Genomic DNA, 22456 nt, shown 5'->3' with positions numbered 1-22456 from the left:
GTCGCGGCGAAGGTCTTGCTCACGGCCCTGGGCCGCCGTGGGACCGGGGCATCGGAATGCCCGAAATGACGGCCGTCACGCTGGGAGCTACTCCCCTTCGGCGGCGATTGTGCGGGCCGGCATGTGAACGGTCAAACCACCGGCGCAGCCTGCGCGCGGGATGTGCCTTCCGCGCGTCGGCCGCGCTTGCCGGCCGGTGGTGCCGCGTACTGGGCCCGTGCGGACGCGCTCAGCCGCCCGCCAGCGCCTGCTCCAGGTCGGCGACCAGATCGTCGGCGTGCTCCAGGCCCACCGACAGCCGCAGCAGGCCGCCGGGCGTGGTCGAGGCCGGGCCCTCGATCGAGGCGCGGTGCTCGACCAGCGATTCGGTCGAACCCAGCGAGGTGGCATTGGTGAACAGCTGCATGCGCGAAGCCACGGCCAGCGCCGCCTCGCGTCCGCCGGCGACCTCGAACGACAGCATGCCGCCGAAGTCGCGCATCTGTGCCGCGGCCACCGCGTGCTGCGGGTGCGAAGCCAGCCCGGGGTAGTGCACCGCCGACACCTTCGCATGGCCGGCGAGGAACTCCGCCACCCGGCGCGCGTTGCGGCAGTGCCAGTCCATCCGCGCCGGCAGCGAACGCACGCCGCGCAGGATCAGCCAGGCCGCGAACGGCGAGGCGGTGGCGCCGGCCATCAGGCGCAGCTGGTGGCAGGCCGCGGCATGCTCGTCGTCGTCCGCGAAGGCCAGTACGCCGCCCATCACGTCGCCATGTCCGCCCAGGTACTTGGTGGCCGAGTGCAGGACGATGTCCGCGCCCAGTGCCAGCGGCTGCTGGATCACCGCCGGGGCAAAGGTGCTGTCCACCAGCAGGCGCGCGCCGGCGCCGTGGGCGATATCCGCCAGCGCGGCGATATCGCTGACCTTGAGCAGCGGGTTCGAGGGCGTCTCCGCCCACAGCAGTGCGGTGTCGGGCCGCAGCGCGGCGCGTACCGCATCCAGGTCGGTGAAGTCGACGATCGTGCATTCCAGGCCCCAGCGCGGGAACTGCTGCGCGGCCAGGACGCGGAAGGTGAAGTAGCTGTCGTCGCACAGCAGCACGTGGCTGCCCGGTGGCAGCGCCTGCAGCGCGGTGGCGCCCGCGGCCATGCCGGTGGGGAACAGCAGCGCCCGCGCCGCGCGATCCAGCGCCGCCAGCACCTGCTCGGTCTCCTGCTGGGTCGGGTTGTCGTAGCGCTGGTAGAGGAATCCCTGCGGCAGCTGGCCGTCGGGCGTGTGCTCGAAGGTGGTGGCCAGCTGCAGCGGCGGCGACAGCGCACCGCTGGCCGGGTCGGGACGGCTGCCGGCACGGGCGGCGAGGGTTTCAATGCGGGACATGGCGTCGGTCGATGGGGGCGGGGCGCCGGGGCGCGACAGCCTCCGATGGTACGCGAGCACGGTACCCGGCGGCCCCGGCGTGGCAGCGTCGCGGAACGAGGCGGATAATGGCGCACCGGCCTCCGCCGGGCCTCTTTCCACGGACATCCCATTGCCATGAACGCCACGACGCCGGCTGCCGGCGACACCGCCTCCCTGATCGACCTCGGCCACCGCTACTTCCTGCCCGTGTACCGGCAGCGCGAGCTGGTGCTGGAGCGAGGCCAGGGCGCGCGACTGTGGGACAGCGAGGGCCGCGAGTACGTGGACTTCGGCGCGGGCATCGCCGTATGTGGACTGGGCCACAACGACCCGGACCTGCACGCGGCCCTGGTCGAGCAGGCTGGCAAGCTCTGGCACACCAGCAACATCTTCTTCAGCGAGCCGCCGCTGCGCCTGGCCGAGGAGCTGGTGGGCGCCAGCCGCTTCGCCGAGCGCGTGTTCTTCTGCAACTCCGGCGCCGAGGCCAACGAGGCTGCGATCAAGCTGGTGCGCAAGTGGGCCACTGCCCAAGGGCGTCCGCCGCAGCAGCGGGTGATCGTCACCTTCCGCGGCAGCTTCCACGGCCGCACCCTGGCCGCGGTCACCGCCACCGCCCAGCCCAAGTACCAGGAAGGCTACGAGCCCCTGCCTGGCGGCTTCCGTTACGTGGACTTCAACGACATCGTGCAGCTGGAGACGGCGATGGCCGCCGGCGACGTGGCCGCGGTGATGCTGGAGCCGGTGCAGGGCGAGGGCGGCGTGATGCCGGCCGCCTCCGGCTTCCTCAAGCAGGTGCGCGCGCTGTGCGACAGGCACGGTGCGCTGCTGGTGCTGGACGAGATCCAGGCCGGCATGGGCCGCACCGGAACCCTGTTCGCGCACTGGCAGGACGACGTGGTCCCGGACATCGTCACCTTGGCCAAGGCCCTGGGCGGCGGTTTCCCGATCGGCGCGATGCTGGCCGGGGCCAAGGTCGCCGACGCCATGGGCTTCGGTGCCCACGGCACCACCTTCGGCGGCAACCCGCTGGCCGCTGCCGTGGCACGCGTGGCCCTGCGCAAGCTGGCCTCGCCGCAGATCGCCGCCAACGTGTCGCGCCAGTCGCAGGCGCTGCGCGAGGGCCTGGCCGCCATTGGCGAGGAGTTCGGCGTGTTCGCCCAGGTGCGTGGCCGCGGCCTGATGCTCGGCGCCGTGCTCAAGCCCGGGTACGCCGGCCGTGCCGGCGAGATCCTCGACCTGGCCGCCCACGAGGGCCTGCTGCTGCTGCAGGCCGGCCCGGACGTGCTGCGCCTGGTGCCGGCGTTGAACATCACCAGCGAGGACGTCGCCGAAGGGCTGAAGCGCCTGCGCGCGGCCATCGCCGCCTTCGTCGCCCCGCGCTGACGGATGGCGGCCTGCGTCTTCTGCCAGATCCTGGCCGGCCACGCGCCGGCCAGTGTCGTCTGGGAAGACGCCCACGTGGTGGCGCTGATGGGCCTGCGCCAGGCCGTGCCCGGTCATGTGCTGGTGATCCCGCGCCTGCACGCCGAAACGCTTTACGACCTGGACGAGGACGCCGCCGCCCACCTGATGCGGGTGGCGCACCGCATCGCGCTGGCCTTGCGCGGCACGCTCGATCCCGATGGCCTGAACCTGTGGCAGTCCAACGGCGAGGCCGGCGGCCAGGAAGTGCCGCACTTCCACCTGCACGTGCATCCACGCCGCATGGGCGATGGCCTGCTGGACGTCTATCCGGCCGGTGCCCCGGTGCCGGCGCCGCGCGAACAGCTTGACGCATTGGCGCTGACGCTACGGCAGCAGTTGGAGCAGGGCGCGCACTCCTGATGTCGCCGGGCGCCGCTACCGCGTGCGCTCACCGGCGCTGATGCAACGCCCCTGGCACGCCCAGTGCCGTGCCGGAGCGATGGCTCACAACAGCCCCGTAGCCCGGATAAGCGAAGCGCATCCGGGATCCCCGTGGGCTGGGCCATGGCGTGTCCCGGATGCGGCCTTCGGCCTTATCCGGGCTACTCATCTGCTGGTGTCGACGCGGTCAGTGGCGCGGGCGAGGGGGGCGACCGTCACTACCATCCCTTTACAGGGGGAGAGGGGGAGGCGCCCAGCCCGGTAGGCCCTGTAGCCCGGATAAGCGAAGCGCATCCGGGATCTCCGCGGGCTGGGCCATGGCGCGTCCCGGATGCGGCCTTCGGCCTTATCCGGGCTACGCGTCCGCTGATGTCGACGCGGTTGGTGGCGTCCCCTCTCGCCGTGGAGAGGGGCGTGCACTCAGGCCAGGCCGAAGCGTTGCAGGACACGGCCCAGTGCGCGCGCATCGCGCACGCTGTCGGCCTGCAGGCCGGCGCGGCGCGCGCCCTGCACGTTGACGAACAGATCGTCGACGAAAAGGGTCTCGCCGGCGTTCCAGCCCAGGCGTTCGAGCGCGCGCAGGTAGACCTGCGGGTCGGGCTTGCGGCAGCCCAGGCTGCCGCTGCACAGCACGCGGCGGTCCAGACGCGGCAGCAGCGGCGCGACGATGCGCGGGATCGCGCGCGCCATCAGTTCGCCGTTGTTGGTCAGGATCGCCATCGGCAAGGCCGGATCCAGCGCCAGCAGGCGTGCGATCGCCCGGGCATCGGCGCGGGTGGCGGCCATGCGTGCATCCAGCCACGCGTCCTCGCCCACGGGCGTGCCGATGCCTTCGCCCAGTGCCTGCAGGTAGTCGGCCGTGGAAACCTCGCCGGCGTCGTAGCGCGCTTCCAGCCCTGAGCCGTACAGCGCCTGCCAGACCCGCTCGAAGCCGGTGCCCCCATGGGCCGCCAGCCGCGCCACCCGCTGCTCGCGCCGGTAGTGCGCGAGCACGTTGTCGAAGTCCAGCAGCAGCTGGCGGACGCGGGGACGGATCACGTCGGACGCCCGGCCACGGCGCGGCCTACTGCTCGCGCGGCAGGACCGTGCCGCACTTGCGGCAGTGCCAGGCATCGGCCTCGTGGTCGGGCAGGCCGCAGGTGCCGCAGCGCACGTGGCGGCGCCGCGGCTGCAGCGAGCGCGCCAGTTCGGCGGTGTAGATGCCGGTGGGCACGGCGATGATGCTGTAGCCGATCACGATCAGCAGCGAGGTCACGAAGCGGCCGAACGCGGTGGCCGGCGCGATGTCGCCGAAGCCCACCGTGCCGACGGTGACGATCGCCCAGTACATGCCGGCGGGAATGCTGGTGAAGCCGTTCTCCGGTCACTCGACCACGTACATCAGCGCGCCGAAGATCACCACGATGGTCAGCAGCGCGGCGATGAATACCGAGATCTTGCGCCGGCTGCGCACCAGCGCCTGCACCAGCACGCCGGCCTCGCTGGAATACTCCACGAGCTTAAGCACCCGGAACACGCGCAGCAGGCGCAGGGCGCGGATCACCGCGAACGAGGCGGTGGCCGGGAACAGCAGCGAAAGGAAGGTCGGCAGGATCGCCAGCAGGTCGATGATGCCGAAGAAGCTGAAGGCGTAGCGCAGCGGCCGCTTCACCACCCACAGCCGCACCCCGTACTCGAACGCGAAGGCCAGCGTGAACAGCCACTCGGCCGCGTACAGCCACGCATGCCAGCGCGCCTTGACCGAGGGCATGCTGTCCAGAAGCACCACCACCACGCTGGCCAGGATGACCAGGATCAGGACCAGGTCGAAATTGCGCTCGTCCGGTGCGTCGTGGTGGAAGATCCGCCGGAACCAGCGGAAGCGCGCGCCCTCGGTCGAGGCCGGCAGGTACTCGCGCTCGAACAGGCTGGCGCCTTCGGCGGGCGTGCTGTCCTGCACCTCCGCATCGGGCCGCTGCGGTCCGCTCATCCAGCCAGGTCCCGGAACGCCTCGCGCGCGGCGGCCAGGGTCGCTTCCACCACCGCATCGTCGTGCGCGCTCGAAACGAAGCCGGCTTCGTAGGCGCTCGGCGCCAGGAACACGCCACGCTCGAGCATGCCGTGGAAGAAGCGGTTGAACGCGGCGGTGTCGCAGGCGGTGGCCTGGGCGTAGGTCTCCACCTTCTGGTCGGTGAAGAACAGGCCGAACATCGCGCCGACCTGGTTGGTGGTGACGGCGACGCCGACCTCGCGCGCGGCGGCCTCCAGGCCCTCGCACAGGCGCACGGTCGCGGCGGACAGTCGCTCGTGGAAGCCCGGCGCCTGGATCAGTTCCAGCATGGCCAGGCCCGCGGCCATCGCCACCGGGTTGCCGCTGAGCGTGCCGGCCTGGTAGATCGGGCCGGCCGGGGCGATCTGCTGCATCAGCTCGCGGCGGCCGCCATAGGCGCCGACCGGCATGCCGCCGCCGATGATCTTGCCGAAGGTGGTCAGGTCGGGGGTGATTCCGTAGTGCGCCTGGGCGCCGCCGAGGGCGACGCGGAAACCGGTCATCACCTCGTCGAAGATCAGCAGCGCGCCGTGCTTCGTGCACAGCTCGCGCAGGTGCCGGAGGTAGCCCTCGCGCGGCGGGATGCAATTGGCATTACCGACCACCGGCTCGATGATCACCGCGGCAATCTCGCTGCCGATCTCATCGAACAGCCTGGTTGCGCCCTCGAAATCGTTGTAGCTCAGCGTGGCGGTGAGTTCGCTCAGGCCGGCCGGCACGCCCGGCGAGGTCGGCACGCCCAGGGTCAGCATGCCGCTGCCGGCCTTGACCAGGAACGAGTCGCCGTGGCCGTGGTAGCAGCCCTCGAACTTGACGATGCGCTGGCGGCCGGTGGCGCCGCGCGCCAGGCGGATCGCCGACAGCGTGGCCTCGGTGCCGGAGTTGACCATGCGCACCATCTCGCAGGACGGCACCAGGCGGGTGATGGTCTCGGCCATGGTGACCTCGGCCGCGCATGGCGCGCCGTAGGACAGGCCATCGGCGATCGCCTGCTGCACCGCCTCGCGCACGGCCGGGTGGTTGTGGCCGACGATCATCGGGCCCCAGGAGCCGACGTAGTCGATGTAGCGGTTGCCGTCGACGTCGAACAGGTACGGGCCATCGGCGCGCTGCACGAAGAACGGCTCGCCGCCCACCGACTTGAACGCGCGCACCGGCGAGTTGACGCCGCCCGGCAGCAGCTGCTGCGCGCGGGAGAACAGGGCGTGGGAGCGGTCGTGGTTCATCGGGGGCGGTTCCAGTGCGGCGAAAGCGCACATTGTAGGCCCCGCCACGCGGGCCCGCCCCACGCGGGCCGTCAGCGGGCGGCAGGCTCGAAGCAGCGGCGGTAGGCCGCCACGGCAGCCAGCGGATCGGGCGCCTCGAACACCCCGCCGACCACCGCCAGCAGGTCGGCGCCGGACTCGACCAGGGCGCGGCCGTTGTCCGGGGTGATGCCGCCGATCGCCACCCGGGGCACGCCCAGCGCCGCGGCCTCGCGCAGCAGTCCGGGCGTGGCGCGGCGGGTCACCACCTTGGTGGTGGTCGGGAAGAACGCGCCGAAGGCCACGTAGCTGGCGCCGGCGGCCACCGCGGCGCGTGCCAGGTCCAGGCTGTCGTAGCAGGAGGCGCCGAGGATGGCGCGCGGGCCCAGCAGGGCGCGGGCCGTGGCCAGGGCGCCATCTTCCTCGCCCAGGTGGGCGCCGGCGGCGCCGATCTCCGAGGCCAGGGCCGCGTCGTCGTTGACCAGCAGGGGCACCCCGGCGCGCGTGCACAGGACCTGCAAGGCCGCGGCTTGTTCGTGCTTCAGCGCGGGGCCGGCAGTCTTGTTGCGGTACTGCAGCCAGGCCACGCCGGCGCCCAGCAGCGGTTCCACCCGCGCCAGCAGGCGCGTGGTATCCGGCTCGTCCGGGGTGATCAGGTACAGGCCGCGGGCGGCGTGGGGCGAAGCAGGGTTCATGGCGATTCCGTCATACCGGGCTGTGGGACAATGGCGCCCCAACCGCAGGCCTGCATTATCCGATGAGCGAGACCGACAACGCCCCTTACCGCAGCTGGATGTGCGTGGTATGCGGCTTCATCTACCACGAAGCCGACGGCCTGCCGGAAGAGGGCATCGACCCGGGCACCCGCTGGGAAGACATCCCGGACACCTGGACCTGCCCGGATTGCGGTGTCACCAAGGACGACTTCGAGATGATGGAGATCTGAGCCGGCTGCCGCGCCCGGTGGGTCGGCGCGGCAAGGCTCAGTGCAGGACGGCGCGGCGACCTGCCGCGTCGATCAGGCGTTCGCGGATGTCCTCGGCGTCGGACGCCTCCGGCGACAGCTGCAGGTAACGGGTCAGGTCGCGGCGGGCGCCGTCGAGGTGGCCCAGTTCCAGGTAGGCCAGGCCGCGGTCGCGCAGGGCATCGGTTTCCTCGGGGATCAGCCGCAGCACGCGGTCGACGCTGCGCGCGGCGCGGTCCCATTCCCCGGCCTCGGCGTAGAGCCCGTGCAGGTTGCGCAGCACCCGCGCCAGGATCGCCCGGTGCGGCGCGGGGGTGAGGATCTGCAGCAGGACCTTGTCGTCCGGCGCCTCGCCGCCCAGGTGCGGACGTGCGCGCTCGCGCAGCTCCTCCACCGCCAGCGGGCGGCCGCCGTTGAACGGATCCATCACCAGCAGGCCGCCGTCCACCGGCAGCCGCACCAGGAAGTGCCCCGGGAAGGACACCCCGTCCAGCGGGATGCCCAGGCGGCGGGCGACTTCCATCTGCACCACCGCCAGCGAGATCGGGTTGCCCAGGCGCCGTTCCAGCACCTCGTTGAGGTAGCTGTTGCGGGGATCGTAGTAGGCGTCGTGGTTGCCGGTGTAGCCGACCTCCTCGAACAGGTGGCGGTTGATCGCCGCCATCTTCAGCGCGGTCGACTCGATCGCCGCGACCTCGATGCGCAGGTGGTCGGCATGCGACTGGACCAGGGCGTCGTACGCCGCCGGATCCAGGCCCGGGTATTCGTCACGGGCGATCAGCAGGGCAGTCGGCAGCAGCGGCAGCGCGCCATCGTCCATCGCTGCCAGGGTGTTCCAGTCGGGAAGTTGGATGTGCGTGTTCCCCATGCCCCAAGACTGGCGTGCTGCGCTGCGACAATCAAGCCCGCCCGCGGCACTTTGGCGTGAAGGAAATGCCAGCCGTTCAGTCGTTGGGGATGCCCGGCCCGAAGCGCAGTTCCATGCCGTCCTGCAGGCCCAGGGCGGCGGCCTCGCCGGCATTGAGCTCCAGCACGTAGCGGGCCGGGGCGTCGCTGGGGTAGATCGGGCAGGCCCGGGGGTTGCGGCAGGGCTCCGCCCCGCGCTGCTGCGAGACCAGGCGGCGGGCGCTGTCGAAGTACAGGATGTCCAGCGCGATGCGGGTGTTCTTCATCCAGTACGCCAGCGGTTCCTGGCGGTCGTGGATGAACAGCATGCCGTGGCCCGGCGCCAGCCGGTCGCGGTACATCAGGCCCTGGGCACGGGACTCGGGGGTGTCGGCGAGCTCGACCGGGATACGCCTGCCGGCCAGTTCCACCCAGGGCGCGCCGGCAGCGGCGGCCTGGGCGACGGCGCTGCACGTCAGCAGCACGGACAGGATGGCCAGGCGGCGGAGCATTCGGGACATGCGGGTCATGGGGCCGGCGCGGATGGGGGGCTGGTCCGCAAGGTGGGCCAGGCCGGCGCCCGGGTCAAGGCCGCCGCGCCGGGACTGCCATGGCGGTCAGAGCACCTTCGGCGGTTCGCCGCCGACGATCACGATGTCGGCCGGACGGCGCGCGAACAGGCCGACGCTGACCACGCCGGGGATCTGGTTGAGCTCGGTCTCCATCGCCACCGGATCGGTGATCGACAGGTTGTGCACGTCCAGGATCCAGTTGCCGTTGTCGGTGACCACGCCGTCGCGCCACACCGGCTGGCCGCCGGTCAGGGCGAGGATGCGGCGGGCGACCAGGCTGCGCGCCATCGGGATCACTTCCACCGGCAGCGGGAAGCGGCCCAGCACCGGCACCTGCTTGGCCGGGTCGATGATGCACACGAAGGTCTCGCTGGCCTCGGCGATGATCTTCTCGCGGGTCAGCGCGGCGCCGCCGCCCTTGATCAGGCGCTTGTGCGGGTCGCACTCGTCGGCGCCGTCCACGTACAGCTTGAGCGGGCCGGCGGCGTTGGCGTCGAGCACCTCGATACCCAGCTCCTTCAGCCGCTTCGTGCTCTGCTCGGAGCTGGAGACCGCGCCGGCGATGCGGCCCTTGATCCGCCCCAGCGCCTCGATGAAGTAGGCCACCGTCGAGCCGGTGCCCACGCCGACGATCATGCCGTCCTCGACGTAATCGATGGCCTTTTCGCCGGCCAGGCGTTTGGCTTCGGACATGGGATTCGGGATTCGGGATTGGGGATTAGTGGATGGGCATTCGTGACTGTGACTCTGGGGCAGCTTGTTGCTTTTGCCAATCCCGAATCACGAATCCCGAATCACCGCTTTTCCAGCGAAAGCAACAGCTTCCACTGGGCCGCGGTGACCGGGAACACGGAGAGGCGGTTGCCGCGCGCGACCAGGGGGAAGCCTTCGCCGAGCTCGTCGGCGTGCTGCTTGATCTCGTCCAGCGGGATGGTGCGCCCCAGCTTGCGCTCGAAGGACACGTCCACCAGGAACCAGCGCGGCTGTTCGCGGGTGGCCTTGGGGTCGTGATAGTCGGACCTTGGATCGAACTGGGTCTCGTCCGGGTAGGCCTCGCTGGCCACCTTGGCGATCCCGACGATGCCCGGCACCTTGGTGTTGGAGTGGTAGAACAGCACCCCGTCGCCGACCTTCATCCCGTCGCGCATGAAGTTGCGCGCCTGGTAGTTGCGCACGCCGTTCCAGGGCTCGGTGCCGACCCGCTCGAGGTCGTCGATGGAGAACGCGTCCGGTTCGGACTTCATCAGCCAGTAGCGGGTGCGGGGGCTCATCCGGGGTCTTTCTCGTGCTGCGGGCTGCCGGCGCTGGTGCGCAGCAGGGTCCGGGACTGGGTGCAGATGGCGTCGGGGACCACGTCCCACGCGGCCCCCTCCAGCGCGTCCACCTGCTGCACGTCGAAGCCTGCGCCGACCAGCCATGGCGGCGCGCTGCGGGTGCCGCGGAACGCGAAGCTGCGATCATACCAGCCGCCTCCCATGCCCAGCCGCTGGCCGGCGGCGTCGAAGCCCACCAGCGGCATCACCACCAGCGCCATTTCCTCCGGCGCAAGCGCCGAGGACGGCTCCACGTCCGGCTCCGGGATGCCGAAGCGGTTGGTCACCAGCGGATCGCCCGAGCGCCACGGCGCAAAGCGCAGCCGCTCGCCATCGAGCACCGGCAGGCACCACACCAGGCCCTGCGGCAGCTGCATCTGCAGCACGTGCAGGCCGATCTCGCCATCCATCGCCCAGTACCCGGCCACGTAGCCGCGCTCGGGCAGGAAGGGCAGGGCGAGGATGCGTGCGGCCAGTTCCTGTGCGGCGGCGATGCGCGCGGCCGGCGCCAGGGCACGGCGGCGTTCGCGCAGTTCGCGGCGCAGGGTGGGGCGGTCCTGGGTCATGGCGGTCCGGGTCGGTGCGGCGCTGCATGATCGCCGCCGCCGGCGGGCGCGCCAAGCCCGGATGCCGTGGCCCGCCGCACAAAAAACGACGCCTCCCGTGGGAGGCGTCGTCGGAAGAATGGTTCTCCACCATGCCGATGCGGCGAAACGACCTTGAACCCGAGGTTCAAGTGGGAACGGTCGGAAACCTTCGGGCTTCCCGCTACATGGCGGACATGCACACCCGGCGTCGTCGCATCCCCGGTGTCGTTTTTAAGGGACAAGGCGAATGTTTTGCCAGCTGTCGAACACGGCAGAGAACGCGAGGTGATTATAGCCATGCCGCAGGGGCTGCATAGGCTGCGCGGCGTGAAATTGCGAGATTTCGGCAATGCCGGGTTCAGCCGTGGAAGGCGCGGTCAATCGCAACGCGCATTCAGTCTTGTGGCTTTTCCGATCCCGCGCCGAGCAGGCCGTCGAGCCGGCGGTCGAGGCTGTCCAGCACCCGGGTCAGCTCGCGCTCGCGCGCATCGCGCTCCTCGCGCGCCTGCTGCAGCTCGTGGGCCAGGTTGAGCGCGGCCAGCACCGCCAGCCGGTCCAGCGAGACCATGCGGTTGCTGCCGCGGATCTCGCGCATGCGCGAATCCAGCATGCGGGCGGCCGCCTGCAGGCTGTCGCGTTCCCCCGCCGGCACGCCGACGGTGTACTCGCGGTCCAGGATGCGGACTTCTACCGGCTCGGTGCTCACGTGTGCTGCTCCAGCGACCGCAGCCGCGCGATCATCGCCTCGACCCGGGAGCGCGCCTGCTCGTTCTTCAGCAGCAGCTGCGCGCGCTCGCCCATGAGCTGCTCCTGCTGCAGGCGCAGGCTGCGGTTCTCGTCCGCCAGGCGCTGGCAGCGGTCGGCCAATGCCTCCACACGCGCGGCGAGGGCGCGGATGCGGGCGTTGACGTCGGGCGTGGGTTCCATGGGGAGCCACGATAGGCAGCGCCCCGCGCGCCGGTCAAGCGAACCCGGACGGCCGGCCACCGGGCCGTCGCGGGCGGATTGATACACTTGCCGCCCCTCCAGACCCCGTCCAGACATGTCGCAACTGCCCACCATCCAGGAGGTCGCCGCGGCCAGCCGCGAGCTTGGCCTGGCCGCCACGCCCGCCGAACTGCACGGGGCCCTGTGCGGCTGGCTGGCCGGAGGCGGTGCCGATGCCCGCGACTGGACCGCCAGGGTGATGGCCGACGCCTCCCTGGCCGCCCCGGCCGCCGGCAGCGCCCTGGACCGCCTGCGCGAGGGCACCGCGGCCCAGCTGGAGGACGGCGACTTCGCCTTCCAGCTGCTGCTGGTGGACGACGAGTCCGCGACCCGCGACCGCGCCCAGGCCCTGTTCGACTGGTGCCGCGGCTTCCTCGGCGCCTTCGGCCTGGCCGCCGGCGCCAAACCGCCACTGTCGGAAGAAGGCAGCGAGGCGCTGCAGGACCTCGGCAAGCTGGCCGGCGCCCAGGTCCAGGACATCGACGAGGACGAGGAGGACGAAGCCTCGCTCTCCGAGCTGGAAGAGTTCGTGCGGGTGGCGACCCTGCTGCTGCACGGCGACTGCGTGCTCGGGCCGCGCCACCGCCGCAGCTTCAACTGACATGCGCAGCGTCACCGGCATCCCCGTCGCCGAGTTCGCGCGCCGGCGCCGCCAGCTCATGCGCATGGCCGGCAACGACGCCATCCTGGTGCTGCCGGCCGCGCCGCAGCGCGTGCGCAGCCACGACACCCACTACCCGTACCGCCAGGACTCGGACTTCTGGTACCTCAGCGGCTTCCCCGAGCCGGAGGCGGTGCTGGTGCTGGTGCCCGGCCGCAAGCACGGCGAAGCCCTGCTGTTCTGCCGCGAGCGCGATCCCGAGCGCGAGGCCTGGGACGGCCCGCGCTTCGGCCAGGAAGGCGCGGTCGAGGCCTTCGGCATGGACGACGCCTACCCGATCGAGGACCTGGACGACATCCTTCCCGGCCTGCTGGAAGGGCGCTCGCGGGTCTACTACCACTTCGGCCGCGACGCCGAGTTCGACCTCAAGCTGATCGGCTGGGTCAACCGCGTGCGCGCCCAGGTGCGCCACGGCGCGCAGCCGCCGCACGAGTTCCTGGAGCTGGGCCACCTGCTGCACGAGCAGCGCCTGTTCAAGTCGCGCGAGGAACTGCGGCTGATGCAGAAGGCCGCGGAGATCAGCGTCCAGGCCCACCAGGCGGCGATGCGGGCGGTGCGCCCGGGCATGCACGAGTACGAGCTGCAGGCCGAGGTCGAGCGCGTGTTCCGCGCCGCCGACGCCTGGCCGGCCTACGCCAGCATCGTCGGCGCCGGCGGCAACGGCTGCGTGCTGCACTACATCGCCAACAACGCGCGCATCCACGACGGCGACCTTGTGCTGATCGACGCCGGCGCCGAGTACCGCAACTACGCCGCCGACATCACCCGCACCTTCCCGGCCAATGGCCGGTTCAGCAAGGAGCAGCGCGCGCTGCACGACCTGGTCGGCCAGGCCCAGGCCGCGGCCCTGGCCAAGGCGCGCCCGGGGGAGCCGTGGCTGGCCATGCACGAGGCCGCGGTCGAGACCCTGACCGAGGGCCTGCTCCGGCTGGGCCTGCTCAAGGGCACGCTGGCGAAGAACCTGGCCAGCGAGGCCTACAAGCGCTTCTACCGCCACAAGAGCGGCCACTGGCTGGGCCTGGACGTGCACGACGTCGGCGACTACCGCATCGACGGCGAGTCGCGCCTGCTCGAGCCGGGGATGGTGTTCACCATCGAGCCCGGCCTGTACGTGATGCCGGACGACACCAGCGTCCCCACCCGCTGGCGCGGCATCGGCATCCGCACCGAGGACGACGTGGTCGTCACCGCCGAAGGCCATCGCATCCTCACCGAAGGCCTCGCCCGCTCGGCGGATGAGATCGAGGCGTTCATGGCGGGGCAGTAATTCCTTCTGGGGTAAGGGTGGGGCGTTGCCTGGTTGCAGATGCCCCCTAGCCCGGATAGGCGAAGCGCATCCGGGATCCCCGCGATGGCCTGGCGACCTGGAGGATCCCGGATGCGGCCTTCGGCCTTGTCCGGGCTACACATCTGATGCGCGACTCCGACTCTCTCCAGCCCCGTTTCGCGCCCCACCCACGCAAGCGTGCACCTCACCCCAGAGGAGCGGGAGAAAGAAAAAGCCCCGGCATGCCCGGGGCTTCTTCGTTCAACATCCACCCATGATCAGAGCAGCGGCACCAGCAGCAGCGCCACGATGTTGATGATCTTGATCAGCGGGTTGATCGCCGGGCCGGCGGTGTCCTTGTAGGGATCGCCGACGGTGTCGCCGGTGACCGCGGCCTTGTGCGCTTCCGAGCCCTTGCCGCCGAAGTTGCCATCCTCGATGTACTTCTTGGCGTTGTCCCAGGCGCCGCCGCCGGTGGTCATCGAGATCGCCACGAACAGGCCGGTGACGATCGTGCCGATCAGCAGGCCGCCCAGCGCCTTCGGCCCCAGCAGCAGGCCGACCACCACCGGAACAACCACCGGCAGCAGCGAGGGCACGATCATTTCCCGGATCGCCGACCTGGTCAGCATGTCCACGGCGCGGTCGTACTGCGGCTTGGCCGTGCCCTGCATGATCCCGGCGATCTCGCGGAACTGGCGGCGCACTTCCTCCACCACCGCGCCTGCCGCGCGGCCCACGGCCTCCATAGCCATCGCACCGAACAGGTAGGGGATCAGGCCGCCGATCAGCAGGCCGATGATCACCGTGTGGTCGGACAGGTCGAAGGCGTAGGTCGTGCCGGGATTGGCCGCGCGCAGGTTGTGGGTGTAGTCGGCGAACAGCACCAGCGCCGCCAGCGCCGCCGAACCGATCGCGTAGCCCTTGGTTACCGCCTTGGTGGTGTTGCCCACCGCGTCCAGCGGATCGGTCACCGCGCGCACCTCCGGCGGCAGCTCGCTCATCTCGGCGATGCCGCCGGCGTTGTCGGTGATCGGGCCGTAGGCATCCAGCGCCACCACCATGCCGGCCATCGACAGCATGGCCGTGGCGGCGATGGCGATGCCGTACAGCTCGCCCAGCGCGTACGCGCCCCAGATGGCCGCGCATACCGCCACCACCGGCCAGGCGGTCGACTTCATCGACACGCCGAGGCCGGCGATGATGTTGGTGCCGTGGCCGGTGGTCGAGGCCTGCGCGACATGCCGCACCGGCCCGTACTGGGTGCCGGTGTAGTACTCGGTGATCCACACGATCAGGCCGGTCAGCACCAGGCCGATCAGGGCGCAGCCGAACAGGTTGCTGGCGCCGACCGGCGAATCGCCCATCAGCGAAGTCGTCACCGGCCAGAACGCGATCGCCGCCAGCACGCCGGAGACGATCACGCCCTTGTACAGCGCGCCCATGATCGAGCCGCCTTCCTTCGTGCGCACGAAGAACGCGCCGATGATCGAGGCCACGATCGACACGCCGCCCAGCACCAGCGGGTACAGCACCGCGTTGGCACCCACCTGGTCGAGCATCAGCCCGCCCAGAAGCATGGTGGCGATCACCGTCACCGCGTAGGTCTCGAACAGGTCCGCGGCCATGCCGGCGCAGTCGCCGACGTTGTCGCCGACGTTGTCCGCGATCACCGCCGGGTTGCGCGGGTCGTCCTCGGGGATGCCGGCCTCGACCTTGCCGACCAGGTCGGCGCCCACGTCCGCGCCCTTGGTGAAGATGCCGCCACCCAGGCGCGCGAAGATCGAGATCAGCGAGGAGCCGAAGGCCAGGCCGACCAGCGCGTGCAGGTTGTCGGCCAGCGACAGGCCCAGCTTCTGCAGCAGCCAGAAGTAGCCGGCTACGCCCAGCAGGCCCAGCCCGACCACCAGCATGCCGGTGATGGCGCCGCCGCGGAACGCCACGTCCATCGCCGGGCCGAGGCCACGGCGCGCGGCCTCGGCGGTGCGCACGTTGGCGCGTACCGAGACGTTCATGCCGATGTAGCCGGCAAGGCCGGAAAGCACCGCGCCGATGGCGAAGCCGATCGCGGTGTACCAGCTCAGGAACAGGCCGACCAGCACGAACAGCACCACGCCGGCGATGGCGATGGTCAGGTACTGGCGGTTGAGGTAGGCACGTGCCCCTTCCTGGATCGCCGCGGCGATCTGCTGCATGCGTTCGTTGCCTGCAGGCTGCGCCAGGATCCAGCGTGCCGAGATGATGCCGTAGAGGATCGCGAGGACGGCGCATAGAAGCGCCAGTGACAAGCCGTGTTGTTCCAGCATGACCCCTCCCAGGGTGTGTAGATGCCGTCCGACCGGGGTCGAACAGGGAGGGACCACGCCTGGCGAGCCATGAAGCACTGGAACGGACCCGTTACCGAGACGCGTCGCACCGTGTTCGACTTTCCGTGGAGTGGGCCGAGTATGACCACAGCCGGGCCCGGAAGGCCACACGACGTTCATCTAGGCCGGGTCACGCTATGCACCCCAGACCCGCCGACTGCCCGATGAATCGCCACCCCCTGCGTCCCCTTCGTGCCGCCAGCGTCCAGGCCGTGCGCAGCCGCGCCGCCTTCCGCCAGTCCCTGCTCCTGGTCCTGCTCGCCACCGCCGCGGCCGTGGTGATGCCGCTGCGCGCGCAGCCGCAGGCCGAAGCCCCGGCCCCGCGCACCGGTGCGCCGCAGCAGCCCGGCGCGGTCCACACCGTGCGCCAGATCCCGGAAGCCTGCGTGCGCCTGGAAGGCCGCTACGCCGAGCCCGGCGCGGCCGATGCCTACGACCTGCAGGTGGTCCCGCTCGGTGGCGCCTGCCAGGCGCGTGCGCGTTTCGTCGAATCCGCGCAGGCCAGGCCCTCGGCGGCCTCCGGCTGGACCCTCAGCGACGTGATCCGCATCCCGGAAGCGCGCTGCGCCGGCCGCGAGGCCGAGGTCCAGGTGTGGCGCAAGGGCGGCAATGCCCCGGGCGCGCGCGACGGCCAGGGCCAGGCCCGGGTCTACCTGGAACAGGGGCGCGAACAGGCCGTGTCCGCCGCTTCGGCGCTGCCGCAGTTCACCGCCGTGCTGAAGGCGCCTTCGGGGCGTTGCGGCTGAGGCACCGGGCTCCGCAACGACGGGTTCCGTAACGAAGAAGGGGCGCCTCGCGACGCCCCTTCCTGTGCTCAGCCTTCCCAGGCCGGCAGCTTCTTCTTCACCGGCGTGTTCTTGAGGGTCACGTACTTGGGCAGGCCGTCGCGGCCGTAGGCCAGCGGGGCCTCGCCGCGGATCAGGGGCTCCAGGTATTCACGCGCCCTGGCGGTGATGCCGAAACCGTCCTTGCGGATGAAGCCGGCCGGCATGGTCTTCTCGTGGTTGGCGACCTTGTGCAGCGGCGCCGGCTCGATCTTCCAGCGGTACGGGGCCGAGGAGCTGCGCACGATCACCGGCATCACCGCGTTCTGGCCCTTGAGCGCGTACTGCACCGCGGCCTTGCCCACCGCCTGCGCCTGTTCCCAGTCGGTCTTGCTGGCGATGTGGCGGGCCGAACGCTGCAGGTAGTCGGGCAGGGTCCAGTGGACCTTGTAGCCCAGCGCATCCTTGACCTTGCCGGCCAGATAGGACGAAACGCCACCCAGCTGGGTGTGGCCGAACGCGTCCGTGCCGCCACCGGCGTCGGCGACGAACTTGCCGTCCTTGTCGCGGATGCCTTCGCTGGCCACGACCACGCACCAGCCGACCTTCTTCACCACCTTCTCCACCTGCGCCAGGAACGCGGCCTCGTCATAGGCGCGCTCGGGGAACAGGATGATCTGCGGCGCCTCGTCGGGGTTCTTGCCGGCCAGGCCCGCGGCGGCGGCCAGCCAGCCGGCGTGGCGGCCCATGGCCTCGTAGACGAACACCTTGGTTGAGGTCTCGGCCATCGCCGCCACGTCCAGCGCCGCCTCGCGCACCGACACGGCCGTGTACTTGGCGGCCGAGCCGAAGCCCGGGCAGGTGTCGGTCACGGCCAGGTCGTTGTCGATGGTCTTGGGCACGCCGATGCAGGCCAGCGGGTAATCGAACTCCTTCGCCAGCTGCGAGACCTTCCACGCGGTGTCGGCCGAATCGTTGCCGCCGTTGTAGAGAAAGTAGCGCACGTCATGGGCGCGCAGCACCTCCAGCAGGCGCTCGTAGCGGGCGCGGTCGTCTTCCAGCGACTTGAGCTTGTAGCGGCACGAGCCGAACGCGCCGCCCGGGGTGGAGGCCAGCCCGGCGATCGCCGCGGCGCTCTCCTTCGAGGTGTCCACCAGCTCCTCGCGCAGGGCGCCGAGGATGCCGTTGCGCGCGGCCAGCACCTTGACGCCCCGCGCCCGTGCCTCGGCGATCACGCCGGCGGCGGTGGCGTTGATGACGGCGGTAACACCGCCGGACTGGGCGTACAGCAGGGTGCCTTCGGGTTTGGCGCGGGCCATGGACGACTCCTGGAACGGGGGAACGAATTTTGGGTCGGCCGGCCCTGATGCGGTAAAGTGCCGGTCGATTGGTGCGGCGCAACGCGCCGACAGGGACGGGAGTCTAGCGCCCCCGGGGCCCGACGGAACATTCATCCAGGGAGTCGATTGATGCGACTAGTGCTACTTGGCCCGCCAGGGTCCGGCAAGGGAACCCAGGCGACGCGCCTGAAGGAAACGCTGGGCGTCCCGCATATTTCCACCGGCGACCTGCTGCGCGCCGAAGTGGCAGCAGGCAGCCCGCTGGGCCTGCAGGCGAAGGAAGTGATGGCGCGCGGCGAGCTGGTCTCCGACGACATCCTGCTGGGCATGCTCGAGTCCCGCCTGGGCCGCGACGACGTGGCCAAGGGCTTCATCCTCGACGGCTACCCGCGCAACCTCGCCCAGGCCGACGCCCTGGACGGGCTGCTGGCCAAGATCGGCCAGCCGCTGGACGCGGTGGTGCAGCTGGACGTGGCGACCGACCTCCTGGTCGAGCGCATCGCCGGCCGCGCCCAGGCCGAAGGCCGCGCCGACGACAATCCCGAGTCGGTGCGCAAGCGCCTGCAGGTGTACAACGACTCCACCGCCCCGGTGATCGGCTTCTTCGAAAACCGCGGCACGCTGACCCGCATCGATGGCGTCGGCACCATGGACGAGATCACCGCCCGCATCCTGGCCGCGCTGAAGAAGGCCTGATGCCAGTGGCCCTCTCCTCCGGGGGGGGCGGGAGATGGTCGGGAACCTGCGTGGCTTCCGACCGCCCGGAATGAAGAACGCGCTGCCTCCGGGTGGCGCGTTTTTTTTGCGCCGCCGTTGCACCGTAGTCCGGATAAGCGAAGCGCATCCGGGGGGGGGCTTTCAATGCGGGCAGTTCCCCGGATTCGGCCTGCGGCCTTGTCCGGGCTACGCGGCGTCACTGACCCAAAAGAAGACGCCCGGCACGGGCCGGGCGTCTGATACAGCGATATGTCGGCAGGCAAAACCACGGGCGGCGCCACAAGCCCACACGTGGCGCCATGCCATCACGCCGCCCGCAGCGCCTCCGTCACCGGCAGGCTGGCCGCGCGCAGGGCGGGGAACAGGCCGCCGATGAAGCCAATGGCCAGGGCCCACTTCAGGCCTTCCCAAAGGAGTGCGCCGGTGACCTTGAACTCGAAGGTCAGCTGGGCCACGCCGCCGGCCACGGTCGAGGCGGTGTAGCCGTTGAAGATCAGCCAGGCCAGCAGGCCGCCGATGATGCCGCCCAGCGCCGCCAGCAGCATGGTCTCCAGCATCACCGCCACCACGACCGGCATGCCGCGGAAACCGATCGCGCGCAGGGTGGCGATTTCCCGCGCCCGCGAGGCGACCGAGGCGAACATGGTGTTGAGCGCGCCGAACACCGCACCGACGGCCATGATCGAACCGACCACGATGCCGATCACCCGCAGCACCTTCGACAGGCCCTCGGACTGGCGGCGGAAGTACTCGCGGGTGGTGGTCGCTTCCACCTTCAGCCGCGGATCGGCGGCGAGGGTGGCCTTGAACGCGTCGAAGGCCTTGGCGCTGGTCAGCCTGGCGATCACGCTGGCGCGGCTGCTGCCACGGCGGTAGGTGGTGGAGACGATCTCCGCGTCGGCCCACATCTCCGACTCGGTCGAATCGCCGGACTCCAGCACGCCGACCACCGTCCAGGTGTTGCTGCCCATGCGCACGGTCTTGCCCACGTCCAGGTCCTTGAACTGGCGCTGCGTGCCCTTGCCGACCACCAGCTCGCGGCGGCCGGGCTCGAACTGGCGGCCCTCGACGAGCCTGACGTTGGGACGCACCTGCCACGCCATCGGGCCGACGCCGCGCAGGGTGACGCTGCCGTCGTCCTTGCCCTCGCGCAGCGGCAGGTTGGCGGCGACCAGCAGTTCCGGCGAGGCCAGCGGCCGGCCCTCGGCGTCGCGGGCGACCTCGGGCGCGCGCTCGATCGTGCTGATCGCCTCGCGCTCCAGCACCGACATCAGCTCGGCCGAGGAGCCGCCGCGCAGCACGATGACGGTCTCGTCGTTGCCGGTATTGCCCACGGTCTGGCGGTAGCCCTCGGACATGGCCAGCAGCGCGACCAGCACGCCGACCACGCCGGCGATGCCGATCACCACCACCGAGGACGAACCCAGGCGCTGGGCCAGGGTACTCACGCCGACCGTGGTTACCGAGGCCGCCTGGCGGCCGCTGCGGGTCAGCAGCATCCACAGCGCGAACAGCACGGCCACCGGCAGCAGGACCTGCCACGGGGCCAGGACCCACAGCACCAGGAACACCACCAGCACCAGCGCGGCCAGGGCGCCACGGAGCATCTTCTTGATCAGGTTCATCATCATTCCCCTCAGCGTCCGGCCAGTGCATCGACGATGTTCAGGCGCATCGCCCGGATCGCCGGCAGCGCGCCGACCAGCAGGCCGATCGCCACCATCAGGCCCAGGCCGAGCAGCCAGCTCTGCAGGCCGATGGTCGGCAGGTTGATCATCCCGCCGGCGACGGCATTGACGATCTGGCCCAGCACCGTGGCCAGGCCCAGGCCCAGCACGCCGCCCAGCAGTACCAGCAGCACGGATTCGGCAAGCACCATGCCCAGCACCGACTGCGCGGTGAAGCCGATCGTGCGCAGCACCGCCAGCTCCGAGGTGCGCTCGCGCACCGCCTGGGCCATGGTGTTGCCGGTCAGCAGCAGCAGGGTGAAGAACACCGCGCCCATGATCGAGCCGACGATCAGGCCGATGTCGGCCATCTGCTTGAGCTGCGAGGCCATCGCCGCCGCCTCGCTCATGGTCTTGGTCTCGTGCGGCGAGTTGGCCGACAGCGCGTCGATCGCCTTGGCCACCGCGTCGCTGCGGCGCACGTCGGCCACGCGGCTGATGTACCAGCCCACGTCGCTGTTGACGTACGGCGTGGACTCCTCGAAGTACTTGTAGTGCAGCAGCAGCATGTTCTCGGTAAAGCCGGCGTTCTTGCCGTCCTTGGCGCGCAGCGTGCCGGAGATCACGAACGACCAGTTCAGGGTGCCGTCGCTGTTGGGGAAGATCGTCGACTGCAGCGGGATCTGCTGGCCGACCTTCCAGCCGAAGCGGCGCATCAGGCCTTCGCCCACGAGCACGCCGGTACGCGTCGCGTCCCACTCCTTGCGCTGCGCCGGATCGACTTCGATCTCCGGATACAGGTCCAGGTAGTTGGGCGCCACGGCGAAGGTGAACAGCTGGTTGCGCGGGTTCTGGTAGGCGCCGCCGAACCAGTTGGCCCAGGTCACCGCCTCGACGTTGTCCAGCCGCTCGATGCGGTTGGCCAGCGACATCGGCAGGCTCTCGATCATCGACAACCGCGAGGTGGTCTGCAGGCGCTGCGCGCCGTCGGAGTTGCGGCCCAGGTCGGCGAACGCGGTGCGGATGCCGTCGAGCATGCCGAACAGCAGGAACGCGGCCAGGATCGAGGCGAGGGTGAGGAAGGTGCGGGTCTTGCGCCGGAACAGCGCCGCCCAGATCAGGTGCAGGTATTTCATCGCATGTCCTCCGCGCCGTCAGGCCGCCTGGGGTGCCTGCTCGACCAGCGTGCCCTTGTCCAGGTGCAGGGTATGGGTGGCATACCCGGCGGCCTTGGGGTCGTGGGTGACCATCACGATGGTCTTGCCGTGCTCGCGGTTGAGCGCCTGCAGCAGGCCCAGGATCTCCTCGGCCGACTGCCGGTCGAGGTCGCCGGTGGGCTCGTCGCAGATCAGGAGGGTCGGGTCGGAGACGATCGCGCGGGCGATCGCCACGCGCTGCTGCTGGCCGCCGGACAGCTCGTTGGGCTTGTGCGAGACGCGCTCGGACAGGCCCACCAGCTGCAGCGCGATCTGCGCGTTGCGCTTGCGCTGGGCGGTGCCAAGCCTGGTCAGCAGCAGCGGCAACTCCACGTTCTTCTGCGCGGTCAGCGCCGGCATCAGGTTGTAGAACTGGAACACGTAGCCGACGTTCTGGCTGCGCCAGTGCGAGAGCTGGCCGCTGCCGAGCTGGTCGATGCGCTGGCCGGCGACCTCGATGCTGCCGGAGGTGGGCGTGTCCAGGCCGCCGATCAGGTTCAGCAGGGTGGTCTTGCCCGAGCCGGACGGTCCCATCAGGGCGACGAAATCGCCTTCCGCGATGTCCAGGTCGATGCCATGCAGCACTTCGACCTTCTCCGGGCCGCGCTGGTAGGTCTTGGTGAGGTTGCGGATCGAAACCAGGGTTGCCATGGCTTTGCCTCGTTGGAATGCGT

Annotated in this window: 23 protein-coding genes, 1 other RNA gene and 1 pseudogene; 7 read left to right on the top strand and 18 right to left on the bottom strand. The window is 70.6% G+C overall.

Going from position 1 to position 22456, the window contains the following annotated elements:
- Positions 1-229: 229 nt before the first annotated feature.
- Positions 230-1357: a trans-sulfuration enzyme family protein gene (locus PSESU_RS13310; RefSeq protein WP_013536310.1), complete on the bottom strand. Its 1128-nt coding sequence runs from the start codon at positions 1355-1357 to the stop codon at positions 230-232.
- A 156-nt stretch (positions 1358-1513) separates the two neighbouring features.
- Between PSESU_RS13310 and PSESU_RS13305 the strand changes: the two genes are divergently transcribed.
- Complete coding sequence (locus PSESU_RS13305) at positions 1514-2761, top strand: acetylornithine transaminase (protein WP_013536309.1); 1248 nt, start codon at positions 1514-1516, stop codon at positions 2759-2761.
- A gap of 3 nt (positions 2762-2764) precedes the next feature.
- Positions 2765-3202 (top strand): HIT family protein, encoded by a 438-nt coding sequence (locus tag PSESU_RS13300; RefSeq protein ID WP_013536308.1) that lies wholly within the window; start codon positions 2765-2767, stop codon positions 3200-3202.
- A gap of 441 nt (positions 3203-3643) precedes the next feature.
- On the opposite strand, the gene PSESU_RS13295 is transcribed toward PSESU_RS13300, so the two are convergent.
- The 4 genes and pseudogenes from PSESU_RS13295 to thiE form a co-directional block, all read right to left on the bottom strand.
- On the bottom strand, positions 3644-4261 hold the full coding sequence (locus PSESU_RS13295; protein ID WP_013536306.1) for an HAD-IA family hydrolase: 618 nt from the start codon (positions 4259-4261) through the stop codon (positions 3644-3646).
- A 25-nt stretch (positions 4262-4286) separates the two neighbouring features.
- Positions 4287-5192, bottom strand: a pseudogene (locus PSESU_RS13290) (ion transporter).
- Positions 5189-6478: a glutamate-1-semialdehyde 2,1-aminomutase gene (hemL, locus tag PSESU_RS13285; RefSeq protein ID WP_013536305.1), complete on the bottom strand. Its 1290-nt coding sequence runs from the start codon at positions 6476-6478 to the stop codon at positions 5189-5191. Before hemL ends, PSESU_RS13290 begins: the two are co-directional and overlap by 4 nt.
- A gap of 71 nt (positions 6479-6549) precedes the next feature.
- A complete protein-coding gene (thiE, locus tag PSESU_RS13280; RefSeq protein ID WP_013536304.1) occupies positions 6550-7191 on the bottom strand; it encodes a thiamine phosphate synthase in 642 nt (213 codons plus the stop codon).
- 62 nt (positions 7192-7253) lie between these two features.
- Between thiE and PSESU_RS13275 the strand changes: the two genes are divergently transcribed.
- Positions 7254-7442: a rubredoxin gene (locus PSESU_RS13275; protein WP_013536303.1), complete on the top strand. Its 189-nt coding sequence runs from the start codon at positions 7254-7256 to the stop codon at positions 7440-7442.
- Positions 7443-7479: 37 nt separating this feature from the next.
- Here the strand turns inward: PSESU_RS13275 and PSESU_RS13270 are convergent, their stop codons facing one another.
- The 8 genes from PSESU_RS13270 to PSESU_RS13240 all read right to left on the bottom strand — a co-directional run bounded on the left by PSESU_RS13270 (position 7480) and on the right by PSESU_RS13240 (position 11744).
- Complete coding sequence (locus PSESU_RS13270) at positions 7480-8328, bottom strand: SirB1 family protein (RefSeq protein ID WP_013536302.1); 849 nt, start codon at positions 8326-8328, stop codon at positions 7480-7482.
- Between the two features lie 76 nt (positions 8329-8404).
- Positions 8405-8875, bottom strand: coding sequence for a DUF192 domain-containing protein (locus PSESU_RS13265; RefSeq protein ID WP_013536301.1), 471 nt, complete (start codon positions 8873-8875; stop codon positions 8405-8407).
- A gap of 87 nt (positions 8876-8962) precedes the next feature.
- Complete coding sequence (gene rpiA, locus PSESU_RS13260) at positions 8963-9610, bottom strand: ribose-5-phosphate isomerase RpiA (protein WP_013536300.1); 648 nt, start codon at positions 9608-9610, stop codon at positions 8963-8965.
- 101 nt (positions 9611-9711) lie between these two features.
- Complete coding sequence (locus tag PSESU_RS13255) at positions 9712-10188, bottom strand: EVE domain-containing protein (protein ID WP_013536299.1); 477 nt, start codon at positions 10186-10188, stop codon at positions 9712-9714.
- Positions 10185-10796 (bottom strand): 5-formyltetrahydrofolate cyclo-ligase, encoded by a 612-nt coding sequence (locus PSESU_RS13250; protein ID WP_013536298.1) that lies wholly within the window; start codon positions 10794-10796, stop codon positions 10185-10187. The genes PSESU_RS13255 and PSESU_RS13250 overlap by 4 nt, the downstream gene beginning before the upstream one ends.
- A 119-nt stretch (positions 10797-10915) precedes the next feature.
- A non-coding RNA gene (ssrS, locus tag PSESU_RS15990) (6S RNA) lies at positions 10916-11098 on the bottom strand.
- A 113-nt stretch (positions 11099-11211) separates the two neighbouring features.
- Positions 11212-11523, bottom strand: a complete 312-nt coding sequence (locus PSESU_RS13245) for a cell division protein ZapA (RefSeq protein ID WP_013536297.1) — start codon at positions 11521-11523, stop codon at positions 11212-11214.
- Positions 11520-11744, bottom strand: a complete 225-nt coding sequence (locus PSESU_RS13240) for a TIGR02449 family protein (RefSeq protein ID WP_041764159.1) — start codon at positions 11742-11744, stop codon at positions 11520-11522. The genes PSESU_RS13245 and PSESU_RS13240 overlap by 4 nt, the downstream gene beginning before the upstream one ends.
- 115 nt (positions 11745-11859) lie before the next feature.
- Between PSESU_RS13240 and PSESU_RS13235 the strand changes: the two genes are divergently transcribed.
- Positions 11860-12405, top strand: a complete 546-nt coding sequence (locus tag PSESU_RS13235; protein WP_013536295.1) for a UPF0149 family protein — start codon at positions 11860-11862, stop codon at positions 12403-12405.
- Between the two features lies 1 nt (position 12406).
- Positions 12407-13732 (top strand): aminopeptidase P N-terminal domain-containing protein, encoded by a 1326-nt coding sequence (locus tag PSESU_RS13230; protein ID WP_013536294.1) that lies wholly within the window; start codon positions 12407-12409, stop codon positions 13730-13732.
- 278 nt (positions 13733-14010) lie between these two features.
- Here the strand turns inward: PSESU_RS13230 and PSESU_RS13225 are convergent, their stop codons facing one another.
- On the bottom strand, positions 14011-16038 hold the full coding sequence (locus tag PSESU_RS13225) for a sodium-translocating pyrophosphatase (protein ID WP_013536293.1): 2028 nt from the start codon (positions 16036-16038) through the stop codon (positions 14011-14013).
- 224 nt (positions 16039-16262) lie between these two features.
- Between PSESU_RS13225 and PSESU_RS13220 the strand changes: the two genes are divergently transcribed.
- Positions 16263-16844 carry a hypothetical protein gene (locus PSESU_RS13220; protein ID WP_013536292.1) on the top strand — a complete coding sequence of 194 codons (582 nt, stop codon included), beginning with the start codon at positions 16263-16265 and terminating at the stop codon, positions 16842-16844.
- Positions 16845-16912: 68 nt separating this feature from the next.
- On the opposite strand, the gene PSESU_RS13215 is transcribed toward PSESU_RS13220, so the two are convergent.
- On the bottom strand, positions 16913-18181 hold the full coding sequence (locus PSESU_RS13215; protein WP_013536291.1) for a 6-phosphofructokinase: 1269 nt from the start codon (positions 18179-18181) through the stop codon (positions 16913-16915).
- A 150-nt stretch (positions 18182-18331) separates the two neighbouring features.
- Between PSESU_RS13215 and PSESU_RS13210 the strand changes: the two genes are divergently transcribed.
- Positions 18332-18898 carry an adenylate kinase gene (locus PSESU_RS13210; RefSeq protein WP_013536290.1) on the top strand — a complete coding sequence of 189 codons (567 nt, stop codon included), beginning with the start codon at positions 18332-18334 and terminating at the stop codon, positions 18896-18898.
- 326 nt (positions 18899-19224) lie between these two features.
- Here PSESU_RS13210 and PSESU_RS13205 read toward each other — a convergent pair whose 3' ends face one another.
- The 3 genes from PSESU_RS13205 to PSESU_RS13195 are packed head-to-tail and all read right to left on the bottom strand — an operon-like array spanning position 19225 to position 22433.
- Complete coding sequence (locus PSESU_RS13205) at positions 19225-20544, bottom strand: ABC transporter permease (RefSeq protein ID WP_155942775.1); 1320 nt, start codon at positions 20542-20544, stop codon at positions 19225-19227.
- A gap of 11 nt (positions 20545-20555) precedes the next feature.
- Complete coding sequence (locus tag PSESU_RS13200) at positions 20556-21722, bottom strand: ABC transporter permease (RefSeq protein WP_013536288.1); 1167 nt, start codon at positions 21720-21722, stop codon at positions 20556-20558.
- Positions 21723-21740: 18 nt separating this feature from the next.
- Positions 21741-22433: an ABC transporter ATP-binding protein gene (locus PSESU_RS13195; RefSeq protein WP_013536287.1), complete on the bottom strand. Its 693-nt coding sequence runs from the start codon at positions 22431-22433 to the stop codon at positions 21741-21743.
- Between the last annotated feature and the right edge of the window lie 23 nt (positions 22434-22456).

The organism is Pseudoxanthomonas suwonensis 11-1 (genome assembly GCF_000185965.1).
Lineage (GTDB): Bacteria > Pseudomonadota > Gammaproteobacteria > Xanthomonadales > Xanthomonadaceae > Pseudoxanthomonas > Pseudoxanthomonas suwonensis_A.
This window is presented reverse-complemented; position numbering and strand designations above follow the sequence as displayed.